Source organism: Verrucomicrobium sp. BvORR106, from assembly GCF_000739655.1.
Lineage (GTDB): Bacteria > Verrucomicrobiota > Verrucomicrobiia > Verrucomicrobiales > Verrucomicrobiaceae > Verrucomicrobium.
In genome coordinates, this window is record NZ_BATR01000191.1 from 74078 (window position 1) to 92758 (window position 18681).

At 60.0% G+C, this 18681-nt stretch carries 8 protein-coding genes; 2 read left to right on the forward strand and 6 right to left on the reverse strand.

All coding sequences use genetic code 11. The features are described from left to right. Positions 1-47 precede the first annotated feature (47 nt). Positions 48-3089: a DUF1553 domain-containing protein gene (locus BV106_RS34360; RefSeq protein WP_051946936.1), complete on the reverse strand. Its 3042-nt coding sequence runs from the start codon at positions 3087-3089 to the stop codon at positions 48-50. A 177-nt stretch (positions 3090-3266) separates the two neighbouring features. Between BV106_RS34360 and BV106_RS34365 the strand changes: the two genes are divergently transcribed. Both BV106_RS34365 and BV106_RS34370 read left to right on the forward strand, forming a co-directional pair. Continuing rightward, complete coding sequence (locus BV106_RS34365) at positions 3267-5198, forward strand: glycosyltransferase family 39 protein (RefSeq protein WP_038172701.1); 1932 nt, start codon at positions 3267-3269, stop codon at positions 5196-5198. Between the two features lie 132 nt (positions 5199-5330). Further along, complete coding sequence (locus BV106_RS34370; RefSeq protein ID WP_081892566.1) at positions 5331-6089, forward strand: polysaccharide deacetylase family protein; 759 nt, start codon at positions 5331-5333, stop codon at positions 6087-6089. Here BV106_RS34370 and vccD read toward each other — a convergent pair. The 5 genes from vccD to BV106_RS34395 form a co-directional block, all read right to left on the reverse strand. Continuing rightward, on the reverse strand, positions 6083-6745 hold the full coding sequence (gene vccD / locus BV106_RS34375; RefSeq protein WP_038172705.1) for a Verru_Chthon cassette protein D: 663 nt from the start codon (positions 6743-6745) through the stop codon (positions 6083-6085). The two genes, BV106_RS34370 and vccD, sit on opposite strands and share 7 nt — an antisense overlap. 8 nt (positions 6746-6753) lie before the next feature. Next, positions 6754-7983: a Verru_Chthon cassette protein C gene (vccC, locus tag BV106_RS34380; protein WP_051946937.1), complete on the reverse strand. Its 1230-nt coding sequence runs from the start codon at positions 7981-7983 to the stop codon at positions 6754-6756. Positions 7984-8037: 54 nt separating this feature from the next. After that, positions 8038-8559, reverse strand: coding sequence for a Verru_Chthon cassette protein B (gene vccB, locus BV106_RS34385; RefSeq protein WP_038172707.1), 522 nt, complete (start codon positions 8557-8559; stop codon positions 8038-8040). A 42-nt stretch (positions 8560-8601) separates the two neighbouring features. Next, on the reverse strand, positions 8602-12702 hold the full coding sequence (vccA, locus tag BV106_RS34390) for a Verru_Chthon cassette protein A (RefSeq protein WP_038172709.1): 4101 nt from the start codon (positions 12700-12702) through the stop codon (positions 8602-8604). A 554-nt stretch (positions 12703-13256) separates the two neighbouring features. After that, positions 13257-18470 carry an autotransporter-associated beta strand repeat-containing protein gene (locus tag BV106_RS34395; protein WP_265596378.1) on the reverse strand — a complete coding sequence of 1738 codons (5214 nt, stop codon included), beginning with the start codon at positions 18468-18470 and terminating at the stop codon, positions 13257-13259. Positions 18471-18681: the final 211 nt, after the last annotated feature.

The window sequence follows — 18681 nt, forward strand, 5'->3', positions numbered from 1 at the left end:
AGGGAAATCGGGGTGATGAAATGGAGAGAAAGAGAGACTGACGTGGATCAGGGCTTCATGACACATTCGTCCATGGCCAGGAGCGCCCGGGTGACCAGCGTGGTGGCAGCGACTTCGACCGCTGGCAGTTTGTCATCCACGGCGGCCTCGCCATTTTTGCGGCGCAGATTGTCTGCATCCGCAGGCTGGCTGGCAAAGTGTTCGCGCTGCTCTTTGAGCAGACCGGTAAGGAGTTCCACCTGCCAGTCTGCGGCCTGGCGGGAAGTGAGCAGTCGATAGCCTTTGCGAATCCGACCGGCATCATCGTTGGGGAACTCGCGCACCAGATTCTCTGCCAGCACACGGGCAGACTCCAGGAACTGCGGATCGTTGAACAACACGAGAGCCTGCAACGGGTTGGCACTGCGGTCGCGACGCGTCTTGCAGAACTCGCGAGTGGGTGCGTCGAAGACGCTCATGGCCGGTGGCGGCAGGGTCCGACGCCAGAAGGTGTACACGCTGCGCCGGAAGAGGTCCGCACCCTTGCTCTGGCTGTAGCTGTGCTGGGTGCCGGAGTCCTCCCACAGTCCGGCTGGCTGATAGGGCATGACGGGCGGGCCGAGCAGGCGACGATCCAGCAGCCCACTGACCGCGAGAGCATTGTCACGCAGCTGTTCAGCGGTGAGGCGCTGCCGCGGACCGCGGGCCAGTAGCTTGTTATCGGGATCCTCCTTCAGCATCTCAATCCGCTGCGGCAGGGATGACTGGCGATAGGTCGCGCTCATCGTGATGAGCTTGCAGAGTTCCTTGGTATCCCAACCGTTGTCCATGAACCACAGCGCCAGCCAGTCGAGCAGTTCCGGATGCGTAGGCAGTTGTCCTTGGACACCGAAGTCTTCACTGGTGCCCACAATGCCGCGTCCCATGAACATCTGCCAGACCCGGTTGACGTACACGCGGGAGGTCAGCGGATTACGCCTGTCCACCAGCCATTTGGCCAAGCCCAGGCGATCCCGGGAAAACTCCGACGGGAACGGGAACACGCTGGAGGGCGTATCCGGCTGCACGAGATCCCCTTTCGCCTCAAAGTGACCGCGGTTGAGCACATGGGTGACGCGGCGTTCGCCCGGCATTTCCCGCATCACCATGATCTCCCGCATGCGATTGGAAATCTTGTTCTCCTCTTCACGGAGGGATTTGAGTTCAGCGACCACCTTCTTGAAAGGAGCATCCGCCTCCCGCTGCCACCACTGGAACCACTCATGCGGCTGGTTCAAGACGGCCGCACCGGCATCCAGACGCACCTCCACGGGAGAGAGCTCGCAGCCATACACCTTGAAGTCATCCAGCAATGCAGCGGAAAGCGTGACGTCATTGTGGCGGCCCGCCAGCGTCAGCGTGGCGATCTCCACCATGTCTTTGCCCTCGTAGGAGTTGTCGTAAACAATGTCCTTGTAGAGATTGTCGCGTACGACTTCTTGCTCCACCGGCTGACCATTCACATAGATGCGCATGCCCGAGGCCCGGCTGGAGCCGTCGTAGGTCACCGCCACATGCGTCCAGAGGTTGAGCGGAAGCTGCTTGGTGGATCGCACCCGCACCGCATTGCCGGGCCAGAAGTGACAGAGGGCGAAGGAGGGCTTGGTATCCTCCAGCAGAAGCTCGTACCCCATGGAGCCAGCATCCAGGCCTGCGCGGCTATGATGCACCACCACGGCACGGGCCAGTGGTTTTTCCAACTTCATCCAGATGGAGAAGGAGAACGGATCTGTCCGGGAGAAATCGCCAGCGTTGGCAATGCTCAAGGAGTTGTCCCCCTGGAAGCGGATCGACTTGCCGACGTGCCCGTCCATGAGCTTCGTCTTGAGCCGCACCTTGCCCGGCTTGGTCTCATCCGCCCGGTTGGCCAGCACCTTGTCATCGCTCAAGGACTCAAAGTCGAGATGAACCTGCGGCTTCACAGGGGTGACCGAAGCGTCACGGGAGGCCATCCAATGAGCAAAGCGTTCACGCCCCGACTCCTGCATGGCCTGGCGCTGTTGCTCTTTGAGGTTGATCTGCAGCTTCAACTCCGCATGACGACGCTCGTCGTCGCCCTCGTACACAAACATAGACGGAGCCGGAATATTCGAGGTGTACACCGTGTACAGGCCACACTCGTCGATGTTGTTGAGGAAGGCCGAAAGGCTGTAGTAATCCTTGGTGCTGATCGGATCATACTTGTGATCGTGACAGCGGGCGCACTCCATGGAGAGCCCTAGGAAGGCAATACCATTGGTATGAACACGGTCTGCCACGATGTCCTGGCGGAACTCCTCCTCATTGCTGCCCGCCTCGTTGGACTGCTGGGGCAGGCGGTTGAAGGCCGTGGCCAGGTACATGTCCTGCGTCGGAGCAGGCAGCATGTCCCCCGCCGTCTGCCAGGTGACGAACTGGTCATAGGGAAGGTTATCATTAAAGGCCCGGATCACCCAGTCGCGATACGGCCAAGTCAAACTGTCATGATCTTCGTGACGGCCATAGGTGTCTGCAAAGCGGGAGACATCCAGCCACTCAATCGCCATACGTTCGCCATACGCACTCGAGGCCAGCAGACGATCCACCACCTTCTCATAGGCGTTCGACGCGGTGTCCGTACTGAAGTTGTCCAACTCCTCCAGAGTCGGAGGCAGCCCCGTCAGATCAAAGGTCACCCTGCGGAGCCACTCCACGCGCTCTGCGGGCTTCGCCTGGGAGATGCCCGCCGCCACCAGCGGCTGCACGACAAAGGCATCGATGGGATTTTCGATGGCGATCTCGCGATTGGGAATGTCTGGGACTGGAACCGGGGCCGGTGGGATGAATGACCAGTGTCGCTCATAGACGGCTCCTTCAGCGATCCAGCGCTTGAAGAGATCGATCTGAGCGGCCGTCAGCTTCTTGTTCTCCTTCGGCGGCGGCATGACCTCATCCTCATCATGGGTGAGGAGCCTTTCGATGAACGAACTTTCATCTGGCTTGCCGGGCACAATGACCTTGTTCAGAAGGGCATTTTCACGGACATCGAGGCGCAGTTTCGCCTTCCGTTGCTTCTCATCCTGCCCATGGCACTTGAGGCAGTGTTCAGCCATAACTGGCTGAATTTGAAAGTTATAACTAATCTTCTCCGCAGCACTGGCGGCGATTGGACCGAGTAACCCGGTCAGGAGAAGCAGAACTGATGGGCGGGGGAACATCATGAAAACCGGTCCAAAAAATGGCGCTGGACGCTAGCCGTGTCAGGCCAAAGTTCAAGCAGCAAGCCAGCCATGCCCCGACTCCGAAGCCTTCTCACCCTCCCCAACGTTTTTCGCATCGTCCTGCTGATCATCTGTGTTCAGGCCATTGGATATCTGCGTGAGGAAAAGCCCCCCTGGAAATCCGCCTGGGGACGCCACAAGGCTGAAGGGGTGGATCCCAGCTTCCGGGAACATGTGTCCGCCGGGCTGTGGTATGGGACCGCCGCTCGCGCTGGCATCGCGGGGGCCATCCTGCTCCTCTCCCTGGCCTGGCGGAGGACGACCGCGCCGACCTCCGCGGGCACACAAACGCTGCTGGCCACCAGCGAGGCGGCCTCATCGCCATCACCTGTCGTCTTCTACAGTCTTCTGGGAGCCATCCTAGCTGGAGCGCTGGCCATGCGGGTACCGCGAATGACGCACTCCCTCTGGGGCGACGAAGCTGACGCCCTGGCCACCTATGTGCACGGCATGTACAAGCCTCTGAAGAAGAAGGACCGGCAAGGTCCTGTGTACTTTGAGGGGGCCATCTGGCCGCAGACCTTCTTCAGCGCCCGACATGGCCCGAACAACCATGTGCTCTTCAGTGCATCGAGCCGTCTCTGCCTGGAGGCCTGGCGGAAAATCACGAGCCGCAAGGACACGGAGTTCACGGAGTGGGTCGCGAGGATCCCCAGCCTCATCGGAGGCCTCGTCTCCCTGGCGGGGCTGGCTCTGCTGCTGCGACGGTGGGGCGTGCCGTGGCTCGGCCTGCTGGCCACGCTGTTCATGGCGCTCCATCCGTGGCATGTTCGCTACTCGGCAGAGGCGCGGGGCTACGCGCTGGCCCTGGCGTTCTATCCCTTCCTCCTGCTGGCCCTCTCGCATGCGCTTGATCGGGGCCGCTGGCGAGCGTGGCTGACCTTTGGGCTGCTGGAGTTCCTGATCATGTATTCCTGGGCGGGCATGGCCTACGCCATGGCCCTGCTCAATCTGGTCGCGCTGGGGCTGATGGTTTCCAAGGCCGGTCGGGCCCAGCAAATAGTGCGCTGGGTAACAGTGAACCTCGTCGCAGCCATGCTGTTCATTTCCCTCTATGCGCCCCATGTACCGCAGATCGCAGAGGCCCACGAACGTTTGCAATGGCTGCGCGGCCTGCCCATGGATGCCGTCTGGTTTCACAATCTGGTGGCGGAATTCTTTACGGGCATCCCCTACCATCGCCAGATCGCGAGCAACCCGGGCGAGATCAGCTGGGAAGGCCTCATGCAGACATCCCCTGTGCTGACCTATTCAGGCTTCGCCCTCATCATCCTTGCCTTTCTGACCGGTCTCGTCGGGCTGTGGAAGTGGCACCGCCAGCGGGCCTTGCTCGTCATCAGCACCTTCATCGCAGTGGTGCTGTGCACCGTGCACTTCAAGTTCGGGATCAAAGACGAGCTCCGTTCCTGGTATCTCATCTTCGCCCTGCCCGCCCTCAGCATCACCGTGGCCTGCGGGCTCCAGTTGCTGGGCACGGGACTCTGCCGGGTGTTTCGTTTACGGTCTCACCTTGCCACGGCAACCGTCGCCATCGCCTTGTTGCTGATCGCGGCCGCCTCCCTGTGGGTGATGAACTGGAGCCAGATGCGCCTGCCCTTCGAAGACTACCGCGGTGTGCTTGCTGCATCGCGCGAGAAGCACGAGAACTTCTCCCCCAAGGCCACTTCCAATGTGCTCATGTGCTGGCTGTGGCGCTACAGCGCCGTCTATGATCCGCGCGGGGAGATCCAGGTCAGGTCCGGCCCCGGGCTCAGAGCAAGGATGGAGGAAATAAAGGCGAAAAAAGGCGAGCTCTACATGGTGGTGGGTTTCAGGACTCTGGCGGAATCGTCGAATGCAGAAATCATCGCCATGGTGGAAGATCCGGCACTGTTTGAGAAGGTGCGCCTCTTCCCCTCCCGCCAATCCATTCAGATGATGGAGCTCTATCGCATGCGATAGCCCCGATTCTAGCCCCCCTGCGCGCAAACCACGCGAGCGAATGCGCAATGCTTGCGGCGCACCGGGGCGATGAATCTGGGATGATAGTCTCACGAAGGAGGAGTGTCACATCCCCTCTTCCTTCGAAAGATCATGAAGTCATCCAGGATGGTTTTGGGGTTGGTGCTGCTCGCGGTCGCCATCATCGTGACGGCAATCTTTCCGCAGCATTCGCCGCCCCCATCTCAAACACCGTCGACCGAGGAACAGACCACCTCGTCGAGCCCGATGGAGCACGGCCCCATGGGACGCCACCAGATCGCGTTGACCTTCGATGCCGAAGGCGGTGATGAAGACATGGCCGATCTGCTGTCCGCCCTGCAAGACGGTCGGGTGTCGGCCACTTTCTTTCTCACCGGCAAGTGGGCCGATGAACACCCCGCATGGGCCTCCCTCATTGCGGACAGCTGTCACATCATCGGCAACCATTCCTGGGGACACAGGGACCCGTCACAGATGGAGGCCTGGGAGGTGCAACAGGAGGTCATGCGTGTGGAAGACCGCTTCGTCAGCCTCTATGGCACGCAATATCGCAAATTGTACCGGCTTCCCTACCCAGTAAATTCGGCCCCGGTCCACCAACTGGTGAAGAGCCTTGGTTACCACATCGTGGGCTGGTCCATCGACAGCTTGGACGATTCTCCACCGCCCAAGTCTGCCGCATTCATCACGAATCGGATTCTTCAGCACAGCAACGAGGACCTGGATGGTGCCATCCTCCACTTCACAATTGGCAAACCCGACACCGTGGCCTCACTGCCAGCGATCATCGCCGCATTGAGGGATCGAGGTTTCGAGTTCGCCACGATCGCGGACTGGATTCCCGAAGCGGAAGTCATCCCCCCTCAGTAAACGGTCGCTCGGGTATTGAAGGGATCAATCAACACTGCGCGGTAGTTGTCCGCAGGCACCCCGGCATCAGCGGAGGCAGGCCCATGCTCCGCGACAAAGACCACCGCCCACGTGCGGTTGGTGGCATTCCACTTCAGTGAATTGGACCCGTTCGGCCGAACCTCCACCTCGATGTAGCGATAGTTATGACCTATACCCGCAGTGAGTTCAGGATCCTTGTTGGCATTCGCATTCTGGGTGCCGCTGGTCAGCGCGGCCTGGTCAAAGATGGTGGAGAACTGTTCGCTCTCATTGATGACCACTCCGGTGTCCATCCGGTGAAGCTCCGTGACCGCTTTCATCTCCCCTTCATCTGTGCGGCGCAGTGTCTGCCAGCTGCGCCATTTCACTTCCGTACCAGGCTGTGAAGGGTCCGCATGCTCATAGAACCGCAGCACCACTGGGTGATTGTTTTTCACGCTTTCGAGCAGCGCATTGTGGACATCTCCCGCGAGATTGATGGCCTCCGTCTTGAGCTTCTGGGCCGTCTGGCTCCCTACGGAACCCATTCCGGTGAGGGCGAGCAAAAGCCCCACGATGCCGATGACCACCAGCATCTCAATGAGGGTGAAGGCCTGCCTGCTGGCAGCCCGGGACAGGGGATGGTGCCGGTTCATAGGGAGGTTCAAGGGGTGGAGGAGGCCGTGGCAGGCAGGTCCGCGTCGGTGGTCCATTTGGCAGCCCTCATTTCAACAGAGGACGAAAAGATCCGGTAGCTGACCTTGTCGTCTGCCAGCATGGATTCGAGATTGGCCAGATCTGTCCTCAGCGTGCCCTCATAGCTTGAGGAGTTGCGATTGGTGACGGTGCCCACCGACTGGAAGTGGGTGCGGACGTAGTCCAGATACTTGGAGTGATCACCCCCGCCTGCCAGATAGTTCTCCCAGCTGGCGTCATCCAGGGCGACGAGTGTCACCTCCAGCACCGGGGGCAGCTGGTGCCGGGAGGCTTGAATGAGCTGGGTGCCGTTGCGATCCGTCCCGCTGTTGGTGGGGGTGCCCAGTTGGAACTCCCGGGAATCATAAAAATAACTAGGAGCCACGTCATAGTCACAGGCGCTGCCCACCCCCTGGGTGGGCACCCTGGGGCTGATGATCAGGGCCAGGATGTTGCGGGCCAGCACCCGGGAGCCGGTATTGATGTCACAAGTCACCGTTGGGTTCACACCTCCTACCGTACCGTCACGGAACCAGCTGTAGAGACCGGCGGAAGCCGTTTGGGTCGCCAGCAAAGGCTTCAGGTCCGTGCCCTGAAGGAAAACCGGCAGCGACTCTGAGGGCTGGCGAAACTCCATGAGCGAGAAGTTGTTCCGCTCGGGATTCCGCCCCCCAGGCCCGCTATCCTTCCGCAGGAATTCAGGCCGGTCAGCCAGGTCGCTGCGGTACTGGACGTAGAACCCCCAACCATTTAGCAACTCCTCCATGTTGTCGTAGGCGGCGGAAGCGCTGGTGCCGCCCACCTCCTGCCCCGCAAATCCCATCGGAGCCTGGAAGAAGACCGCGTGGCCGCAGGTGTTGCCCACCGTCTGCAGCACACCCTGGCCTCCGGAGGTCTTGTGGGAGGGACCGGTCACAAAATGCAGATCCGAGTACCGCTGGTACCGCGTGGGCGCGGTGGGGTTGTCATAGTCCCACACGGAATTGAGGGAGGCCTGGGAGAGCCGCCTCGTTATTGCCTCGAACGCCACCCGGGCTTCACGAAACTCCTCCACGCGATTCCTCGCCCCGGTCCAGATGACCTGGGTCTGGAACACCGTCTGCAACAGCACCCCCATGAGGAGGGCAACCACGGTCATGGACACCAGCAGTTCCACCAGGGTGAAGCCGCGGGCAGGGGGCAGAGTGGGGCGAGTCATCGTTCAGTCGGTCGAGGTTGTTCGGTGCGTGCCGGAGGAGGAAGGGGAGGGCGGTCAGAGGGATGCGGCGGCCGGACCGGCGACTTCCGTCTTCTCCATCCGCACCACGGTCACCGCGCGCTTCCACACCCGGCTGGGATCACTGAAGGGATCATTGCGGGGGCTGTCGCTGATGGCCACCGTCGCCTGCCGGAGGAATCCATTGCGGGCGTTTCCCGGGAGGTCCACTCCGGATACGCTGCCGGAGGTGTCAGGGGAGACCTGCACGGTGTAGATGCTGTTCACCACATCCACCTTTCCGCCCTGCACGGGATCCCCACCCGCATCGAACTTGTAGGTGATGGCGGCCGCATTGTTGGCCCACTCGTCGAAGTCACGCATCTGCAGATCCTGGGAGATCCAGCGCAGAATGCGGGCCGTGGCCATCTGGTTCGATGAAGCACGCATCTGGTCCATGCCGGTGGGCAGCAGGGAGATCAGCAGCACCACGGTCGTGGCGGCGATGCCGACGGCAAGAACAACTTCAACCAGGCTGAAGCCCCGGCTTCGGGAGGGGCGGCGGGTGATGAGTTTCATAGGGCGGGATATTGAGGTTCAGTAGGGGTGGATTCAGTCTTCTCAAGGGGCAAATTTGCGGCTCTGGATCACGCGAAGGCGGTAGTAGCGGTCCAGGCTGTAGTTGGGATTGGCAAACTCGGAGGCGCTGGCCATATCCGGCATGTTGCGGTCGCCGGGATCAATGTAGCGCTCAAAGATCGAGGATCCCCGCTGCTCAGCGGCCACCTGGTCATTCTCTTCATCCCACACGGCCGCGTCTGTGCTGCGGGCCTTGCGCAGGAGTTGCACCTTGTAGTGCACCTGGAAGACATTGGACTTGGTGGTGAGGCGTGGGTAGATGTCGTTGTAGGGGCTTTCACGAGCATTGTCTCCGGTCAGCGTCATCTTGCGCCACCACAGCACCGAACTGGCATAGGTGGGCGCCGCAGGAGCATTCGGGTGGTAGACCGCCCCTTTCAACGCCGAAGGTACGAGGAATATGTCACAAACTTCCGAGGCGGAACGGAAGACATCGCCAGCCTGGAAGCGCAGCTCAAAACCGCGCAGGGTGCCGGTGGTGGCGTCCAGGTTGATGTCATAGCGGAAGTCATAGGGGGATTTGTTGAGGCCTTTGTAGTTGTCTGAGTTCCCCAGGGTCTTGTCAGCAGCCAGGTCCGGAGGCAGGGCGGTGATGCGGGTGTTCTTCAACACCGCATGCAGACCGGTGCGGCGCTTGATGTAGCGGAAGGGGTAGATCTCCGTGTTCATGTTGATCTTGCCGCCCGTGGAGAAGGGCTCGCTGATGGCTCCGGGTTCTGCCACCGGCATCCAGAACCAGTCCAGATACAGATGGTCCTTGGGGGAACCAAACCCAAAGTGATCCTGCACTGTCGGGTTCGCGGTTGAACTGGTCTGCCGCGAGGCCGGATTGGCGCAGAACAAGAGAGTCTGCCAGGGACGGGCCGCCTTCACGCCGGTGGGCAGGGCGCCCAATATGACAGGTGAGGCGATCTGGCGGTTCGGGGTATAGTTCGTGTCTGTGGCATCACTGGGGTCGTAGCCGTAGGAGTAAAACCCCCCGCCATTGTACTTGAAACTAGCAAGGATGGGGTATCGCAAGAAGGGACCGTCCGAAAAGATGCCCACCCCTGTCTCCCAGTCGCCGGGACGATTGTCTGCATTCAAAGCCGCCGTCTGCCCCTTGGGCACGATGGGAACAGCACTGGGGCCGTACTTGATACCTGAAACCAGATAACCAGCCCGCGAGATGTTTGTAGGTCGGTTCGCGTTCGATGCAATCCCGGTCAGGGCGATGTCAGCATCCGTCGTGTTCGGCGTGGGATTGTAGCCCACTTGGCCAAGCAAGTTCCACCGGTCTTCACGAAGCGAGCATCCGTCGCGATCCGCGTAGTTCGAACTGCTCCACTTCGTGTTCTTGGAAAACCAGCTTGCGGGCACCTCGGGAGTAGCCGCAAGCAGACGGAAGTCACCCTTGCTCGGCCCCGCGGGATTGAGTTGCACGGCCCGCACGACATCCTCCTTGTTGATCAGGGTGAAGCGATGATCCTTCCAGTAACCCATGCTGGTGTACATTGGGCTGCCAAACTTCCCCGCAGGCGCGGCGGGATAGTTGTAGTCACTGTTGACGCTCAGCCGCTTGAGACGTTGGGCGAAGGTGCGTCGCTCTTTGCCTTCCAGTGACGCAGTATCCTTGTTGGTGCTGGTGTTCGTACCGTCAAGATTCTCATCGTCCATCCTCGGGCGGGGGAACACGTGCGAGCCGGAGAAGTCCATCGTCAGCTTCTGAATGAGCTCGCCACCGTTCTGCGGGCTATCCGTCACGGTGCGCAGTTCAATTGTGATATTGCTGCCGGTGAAGGTCATCTTGGTAGGGTCATCTCCCACTGGCACAGACACCTGATCAGAGAAGAATGGATAGTCAGTCCTTTCATCGCCTGCGGGTTTTATGGGACTTTTGAAATTGTTCAGGTCCTTCATGAGCAACACCAGTAGATTCTGATAAGCCTGACAAGATCCCCATCCACCGGATGTGGAGTTGGTGTGGAGGCGAGTGGTGGCGCTGCTCAAGAAGCCCATGGGCAGCGTTGGCGGATTGGAGGTGGAGGCCAGCACTGGACCAAGCCGGAAGCCGTCCATGCCCGTAATCTTGACACGGAAGCGAGGAGACAACTGTGGTTCTCCTGGCATGAGTCTCAGAAAGTTGAGTAGAAGAAAGCACTCCACCTTCGTCACGCGCTTCTCCGCATCCTTCTCCGTGCCAGTAAAGACCAGCGCCGCCTCGGTCAGTGTGGGAAACCTCCCGAAGCCTTTGCATGGCTTACCGTTAAGATCGAGCCGTAGGGGCACCACGTAGCTTTCGCCAAGCAAGCCGTCAGTCCCACCCGATCCTGAATAGTTGTACGTCGGAGACAAAGCCTTCGACATCATGTTTGGAGCCGAACGGACGTAGTCGAAAGCCTCAGTCAGAATCTGGTCGGAGTCGTCTGCATACTTTTGGGCAAAGCTACCGCCGAACCCAGGTATATTGGTCTCTGCCATCTTTTGCAAGTAGCTGACGATCGACCGATTCCGTGTCATGGTGGCATCTGTGTAGTCTTTCGACAGGTAGTGGGCACTGGTAAGCTGCTGAGCAGCCGGAGGAGTGGGATTCGAACTTGCCCTTTGAAAATAGAACGGGCGCTTGTTCGCCGTGGAAGCAAAGGCGATCATATTGTCCACCGCATTACGATGAGCGGTGTTGAAGTTGATCGGCCAAATGGAGACGCGGGGTTTGTTGAAGAGATTCACCTCCGGTGCCCGGCTGTGTGCAGTGAGGAAGAAGCGGGTTTGAGAAAGCACCTCTGAATTGATCACGCTCGAGCCCGCATTGGACCGGGCTGGATTAAAAATCAGCTCATCAGTGGAGGCATAGAGTCGGTCGGCATCACGAGGGTTCACCCCAGCAGAGGTGCCACTGGTGGTGATGGCGGTGCCCCCGCGCGTGCCCCCCATGGCGATGCGGGGAGCCAGCTTGTAGTAGGCCTCCAGCTGCGTGGCATACTCAGCAGCCTCCGCCGCCAGATGCGGGGACTTGTTCATGGGCAGCCAGGTGCCGAGCACGGAACTCATGCTGGTCCGGGCGGGGTGCCCCGGATAACGGGAGAACTCATCCCTGACAAGCAGGCTCGTGGCGTACCCGTAGGGCGCGGTGGCTACGGAGTTCAGAGCGGCCGCGTTGCCTCGCTCAATGTTGGTGTTGCCCAGCGGCAGGTCCCAGAATGCACCTTCCCCTGCGGTGTTGATGTTCACCTTGCCGGATTCGTCATCCGTCCAGAAGGCGATGCGTCCCATCACAGGGTTGCTGGCAGAAGCGCCTGGGACGGACACTTTCAAGCCGTCTGCTCCGCTCGCAGTGCCCGCACTCATGGTGCCGTCCTGCAGGATGTAGATCCAGCGAACCGGCATGGGCAGTGGATTGCTCGGGTTGTTTCCTGTCGCCGGCGCCAGGGGCAGCTTCTCAAGCCCTGAGCCTGCGCTCAGCAGCTCGGCTCCCGCAATGCGGCTCTGCCCGCCCACGGCCACCGTATGATCCTTGAACCCCTCCGGGTCCACGATCGGATACACAGGCTTGATCCCCTTTCCGTTCGAATCACGGGAGGTATACACCGGGGCGTTCAGGTCGGTGAAAAGCGCCTTTTTTTCATGCCATTGGGTGGGCAGTTCATCCGTGGCATTGATGTCAGGGGCCATGCCTCCTGCAGTGGGCTGCACCTCCAGCTCCGCTGCAGAATACAGCTTGTAAGCCCGATCCAGCTTGGTCCGCAGGGTGGTCGGATCCACATCCTGACCGAACACCCGGATCATCCCTGGTTGTGAGGCCCAGGTCTTGGTGCTGCCGTTGTTTTCTGTCGCCTTGCGAACCTGAGCGATGACAATGTTGAGAGGCAAGTCTGCCAGCAAGCGGGCCTCTTCACCCTTGGCATAGGAACCACTCGCACGGGTCTCTGTGTGCACCATGGAGAGGAAGCCAGTGACCAGCAAAACCAGCAGAGCCACCACGCTTAACACCATGATCAATGCGACTCCCGACTGACGGCGGCGAGCGACTCCCGGCTTGAAGAACTTCCTTCCGGCTTCATAAACCTTTTTTGTCGGCAGGAAAACAAACTCGAAGTTTTTCATTGTGCTTCAGGAGGCGTTTCGTTAGTCTCGAAAAAATGCTGAAAAGACTTCAGCAAGCTTTCCAGGTGGGATTGGGTTGGATGAAAGCTAAGAGCATGCCGCCCATGCCAAACAGGGCACGGGACAGATTCGCAAATTGCGCATTCGCATTCGCGTTTGGCGCATCACCGGATAACTCACTCGGCACCTTGCTCGGTGTAAAAAGCGCCATTTTCCCGGGCCAAACAAAGTCCGCACCCCTCTCGGATACATGAAATAACAATACCCCCACACAGCGGAAGAAGCATCCGATATACCGGACACTGAAACTGTGAATCTTCGTCTGTGGGTTGTTTCTCATGAGATCATCCGGAATCCCCGGAGGGCACTGATTGAGCTACCCGATCACACGGGATGCTCTGGCACTAGGTTGGGCCACCAGCTTTCCCGATTGGGTGAAGCCAGCGTCACGCAGGATTGAACAACGAATTGCCGCCTTCTGGCGAGCCGTCTGGATTCCCGAAGCGCGAAAGATCATTCCCAAATGATGCATTAGACCACCTGTTACACGTTGATCACGCGCGAGTTGTGAATCCTACCGGCAGTGTATTTACTTTTCGCTTTCTGCGGACCAGGAGCAGTCCACCAGCCAGTAAAAGCAGCAGCATCCGGCCGGGCTCAGGGACCACCGTCACGGAAATGACGCCCGTTTCCGCCAGCAGACTGGTGTCCCACTTCAGCCCCTCCGCGAGCGTGGGAAGCTCGTAGTTGCTAAAGCTCCCGGTGATGGTGCCTGCCACCACATTCGTCCAGTCAATGAGCTGCCAGGAATCCCCCTCATTCCAGTTCAGGGCATCACTTGTGGCATCATTCACCTTGAGCGTACCGCCGAGCTGCACCGATCCAGTGGCGCTGAACTTGAGAACGTCGCCATAGAGTTGCCCGTGCTCGCTGCCCAGGGTATCATCTTCCTGCCCGAAGATATCGAACACCAGCACACCGTTGAAGATCACCGCCCCCGTGCCGGTACCGAGATGGAGATTGAGATCCGAGGTGAACAGGTCGTCGCCGTTGTTTCCAATGCTCAGCGTGCCATTGATGGTGATGTTGGCGTTGTTGGCCAGGATCGCCCCCCTGCCCCCTGCGGTTGCTCCAGCAGCAACCACAAAGGCTCCAGTGCCTACGCCCGACTGGTCGGCAGCGGTGTTGTTAACGAGCAGCGTTCCCGCATTGACCGTGGTACCACCGCCGTAAGTGTTGGCGCCTGTCAGCTCCAGGACACCCGCGCCGTTCTTGGTGACACCATTGTTGACGTGGCTGATCACAGAGGAGATCCACAAGTCCACCGCAGCCTCACCATCCGCGACATCGGTGACGAGAGCGCCGTACTGCAAGTTGATGCCGCCCACGTTGCGAATTTCAGAGGTCGTGCTGCTGGCGAGGGTCGTGATGGTTGCGCCATTGGGAACGGAACGCAGATCCGCCGAGCCCTCTACCACTCCTCCCTGGAGCACCAGGCGGCCTTCTCCCGACACCAGACCACTGCTGAGGTATTGAGTGCCGTTGACTTGGAAGGTTCCCCCCAACAACCGGATCTGCCCCAGTGAGGTCCCAGCCTCGATGTTGTCGCCGCCCAAAGCATGGGAGGTGGTGGTGCGGAGGATGCCTCCAGTATTGACGGTGATGAACAACCCGTACTTCCCGAACGGGCTGCTGTTGAAGTAGCCCGTGCCAAACTCCACCGCCCCCTGATTGATGATCAAGTCTGTGGCTGCCGCGGCCGACGATCCGCTGTAGCTGACAAAGCGCAGCGTCCCTTCTCCCGTCTTCGTCAACGTGCCGCCGAAGGAGAACGGAGTGGAGGCGGATCCAAACTGAAGGACCGTGCTCGCCAACGCGACGTCGATAGTTCCGCCGGATGTTCCGGTCTGGAAAGCCCGGTCGGTCGTGGTGCTCGCCCCGGTGAACCGGAGCGTCCCGCCATTGAGCACCAGATTGGACGCCGCCTTGGCCGACTGCCCGATGTTGGAGGCCACGCCCCCGTTTGCGATCACAGAAACATTCAGCGTTCCGGCACTGACGGTGGTCACGCCTGTATAGGTGCTCAGCCCATTGAGGACCCAGGAGCCAACACCCGACTTGGTGAAGGCCGTTGCCCCAGTGCCATTGTCGCCGATGATGCCAGCAAAGGTATTCGCTGCCGTGTTCGTGCCTCCCAGAGTGAAGGTGCGAGCCGCATTGGTGCCAGAGAGCGTCAGGGCATCCACCGCCGCGAGCGTGAGCGCTCCGCTTCCAGAGGATTCCACCCCACCTCCTGCAGTTCCGATGGTGAATCTCCGGTCCGTGGAAACGTCCCCACCCACATACCTCAGCACCCCGCCATTGAGCACCACGCTAGTCGCCGCATTGCTTGAGGCACCGATGGAGCTGTTGCTGCCGCCATTCGCCAGAGCGGAGACTTCCAATACACCGCCTGTCACACTCGTCACGCCCGTGTAGGTGTTGGCCACATGGGTCAGCTTTTGCGTCCCGGTGCCAGCCTTGGTGAAGCCAATGGTGTGCTGCAAGAGCCCCGAGTAGTCGCCATTGCCATTCGCCGCGCCCACCAGCAGGACATTGCCCGTGCCCGAGTTGGTGCCAATCGTGCCCGCCCCGAACAATCCGTTGATGGACTCCACCCCGTTGGTTCCCAGGGACAAGTTCATGATGGCCCCCGCGAGCACCGTGACGTTGCTGGCATCGGGAATATAGTTGTTGGTGGAGACAACGCCAAGCTGCAGCGGCGCACTGGAACTGGTGGCCACTGTGACATCCCCTACGAAAGTATTCGTGGTCGTGAAGATGGTCCGTTTGGTGCCGGTGATCCGGATGTTGCCGGTGCCTGAGATATTGTTGTAGTCCGTGCGATCCGACGCATTGCTGTCGAAGATGACGTCCCGGTTCAGAATGATGCTGTTGTACTTTGCGGCACCCGTGAACACATTCGATCCAATCGTCACCGTGCCCGTTCCGTTGGCAGAGACGATGACAGAATTGGCCAGGGTGAAGGCCGATGTTTCCTGATAGAGAGCCACATTGGACGCTCCGGTCAGGGCATCGCCCAGCGTGATCGTGCCTGTGCCCAGTGAACTGGCTGTCCGGATCGCGACGGTGCCTTCACTGATGATGGTACCGCCGCTGAAAGTATTCGGTCCATTCAAAGTCAGCGTTGAGCTGCCGCTCTTGTACAAGGACGAGAGCCCTCCGATGAAATTGCCCGTGCTCCCTGTGAAGGTGTATTGATTCACATCAGAATCCACCACAATGGAAGCAGGGCGCAGTTCACCCGTCAGCGTGATGCTGGGATTCGTTCCTGTGTCGTCGAATCTCACATTGTCCGCCCAGTAGAAGGCATCTGCCTCGCCTGTCGCCCACCGGCTCACTCCCACCTGCCACTGGCCACCGGAGGCACCGTTCCACACGAGGGACTTGTTGCCCAACGTCAGCGACACCACGCCGCCGGAATTGCTGAAAACAGCGTTCCGATAGTTCGCAGCCCCAACCAGAGCCAGATTGGCCAGTCCTGTCAGGGAACCTCCGTAACTGAACACTCTGATCGCCTGCCCAGTGGCTGTAGGAGACAGACTGAAATCGACCAGTGCTCCGCTATTGAAGACGGCATTTCCCGTGATGGCCAAGCTGGTCGCAATGGTCGTGGGATCAATCAGCAGTGTTCCGCTGCTGTTCAGCGAACCCACCGTCCCCTCCCCGCCCAGTGAGGCTGTCGCTGCCAGGCTCACATTGGCACTCGCGTAGTTTCCTGATACGACCAATGCGCCCGCTGATGCGGTGATGGTCCCGGAGTAAGTGCCAGCCCCGGACCACACCGTGGTGCCCGCTCCAGTTTTCGTCATGGCGGCCGTACCCGCCAGGCTGGCAGAGATGGTTTGTGTTCCTGACGTCGGGGCAAAGTTGAGCACGCCAGAGGATCCTGAAGAGTCTGCCACCGTGATGATCCCGGAGCCTGTCATGTTGCCCGTCAATGAGACGACCACACCGTTCGTGTCCAAAACCGATCCCGGCCCAGCCCCTGCATCGATCGTTGCCGCCCAGGTTGACGCTGCCGTGGCCTTCAAGGTACCGCCATCCAGGATGATCGCGTCTGTCGCGGAGGTGGTCACCGTGCCACCCGTCCCAATTTCGACCGTCCCGTTGGCCTTCACTGTCAGTGTGTCTGCCCCCGCCGTCTGGCTCGAAGCATCGATGGAAATGCCAAATGCCTTGAGCGTGGCCGCCCCGCCGCCGCCCCCCACCACCATGGTGGCGTTGCCATCCCAACCGATGTTGATGTATCGCGCCGAACCAGAATTTGCTGACAAAGCGGTGCCGTCCAGCACTCCTCCGGTGAGGTTGTACACGTTCGCGGGATTGGTGCCATTCGTCCAGTGACCGAGGCGAAATCCGTTGCCTCCTGCCACCAGGGTAACGAGGCCTCCGGTCTGATTCACCGTTCCGGAATTGCTACCATCCGCTCCAATGTTGAAGAAGGCCGTAGTCAGGCTTGATCCGACACCGATGTTCAGGGTGCCGCGGTTCGTGCTGGACTGGAGCCCGATGGAGACGGAGTTCACTGTGACAGAGCCGCCCGCCACAAGATTCACGGTACCGCCCGAGACACGGAAAGTGCCTAGGGTGGTGCTGGATCCCAACGCCATGTCGAGATTCATCACCGCCGTCGCACTGGTCGGGTTGTACTCAACCACGGAAGAGGTGGCGGCAAAGGTGATGTTCGTTGGAAGGATGTCCGAGGCATTGACCGTGTCACTGCGGCGGATCTGCAAGCTGGAGCTGGCTGCAATGGCAATGGAAGTGGCATTCCTCAGAGAGCCCCGGGTGCTGTTGTTTCCCACCCACAGGGCACCCGTGATCGACACCGAGCCCGTCAGCGAGCTATTGGTATCGATCACCGTCGTGCCCGCCAGGTTGCTGTAGGCACCGGAGTAGCCCGACAAATCTCCTGCCAGCACCACCTTTCCGCTGTCTGTATGATTGAGCGCGCCCGTGCCGGAAATAGCCCCATTCAGCGCCATGGTCGCGCTGCCCCAGGTGCGCAGGGTTCCCCCTGTGAATTGGACAATGATGTTGTTGGCCAGAGTAACGCTGTGATTCGCATCCAGAATGCCGCCGAAATTGCTCAGCGTGATCGTGTTGTTTCCAAAAGCGGCACTGGTCACCGCATCCACCAGCCCGCCGGTAATGGCAATCCCTCCGGTAAGCCCCGTGTTGTTCCCACCCAATGCCAGGTAGGCCCCGTTGCCTCCACCGCTCCCGGTAAGATCCCCATGGGCATTGAGGGTGAGTCCGCCGGTGCCTGTCAGACTGCTGCTTATCGTGATGGTGCGAGCACCGGTTCTGGTCACGGCCGAGGAGTCAATGACGCCAAGCAACGATCCAAAACTGATGGTCCCGCCCGTGATGGCAAAGTTGTTGGCCCAGCCGGATCCGAAAGTGATGGAGGTAGGAGAGACAACTCCCGTCACAGTGACTGTCGTGTCGGTGGTGGCATTGAACACCGCCGCATTCCCATCAAGCCAGGTGGCCAGTGTCGTGCCGCTATCAACGAACCAGTTGGTATCTCCAGCCGCCGTGCTCCAGCCATTCGTCGTGCCCGCCGTTTGCCAGGTGTAGGTCGCTCCATATCCGGGCGCGGTGGTGAGACACTGTAGGAGCATCAACGCAGCCATTCCTAGACACCGGACATAGAATCCTGCATACCGGAAAACGAAGTCGCGACTAAGGGATTTCTTCATGCTGGGGGGCGTCATGGTGAAGGGGTCAGATGCCAGCCTGCGCAACCTGCGATCCAGTCCTCCTCCGGAAACCGGAGCAGAACCGCACAGACTGCGAATCAAGTTGGATGGCGAAAAGGAGCATCACGACGGACCGGATGAACGCTACTAGCGTGCCCTGCCGTGCACTTCACTCTTCGCAATGAACGCACTCGCATTCCCGGATCGCGCA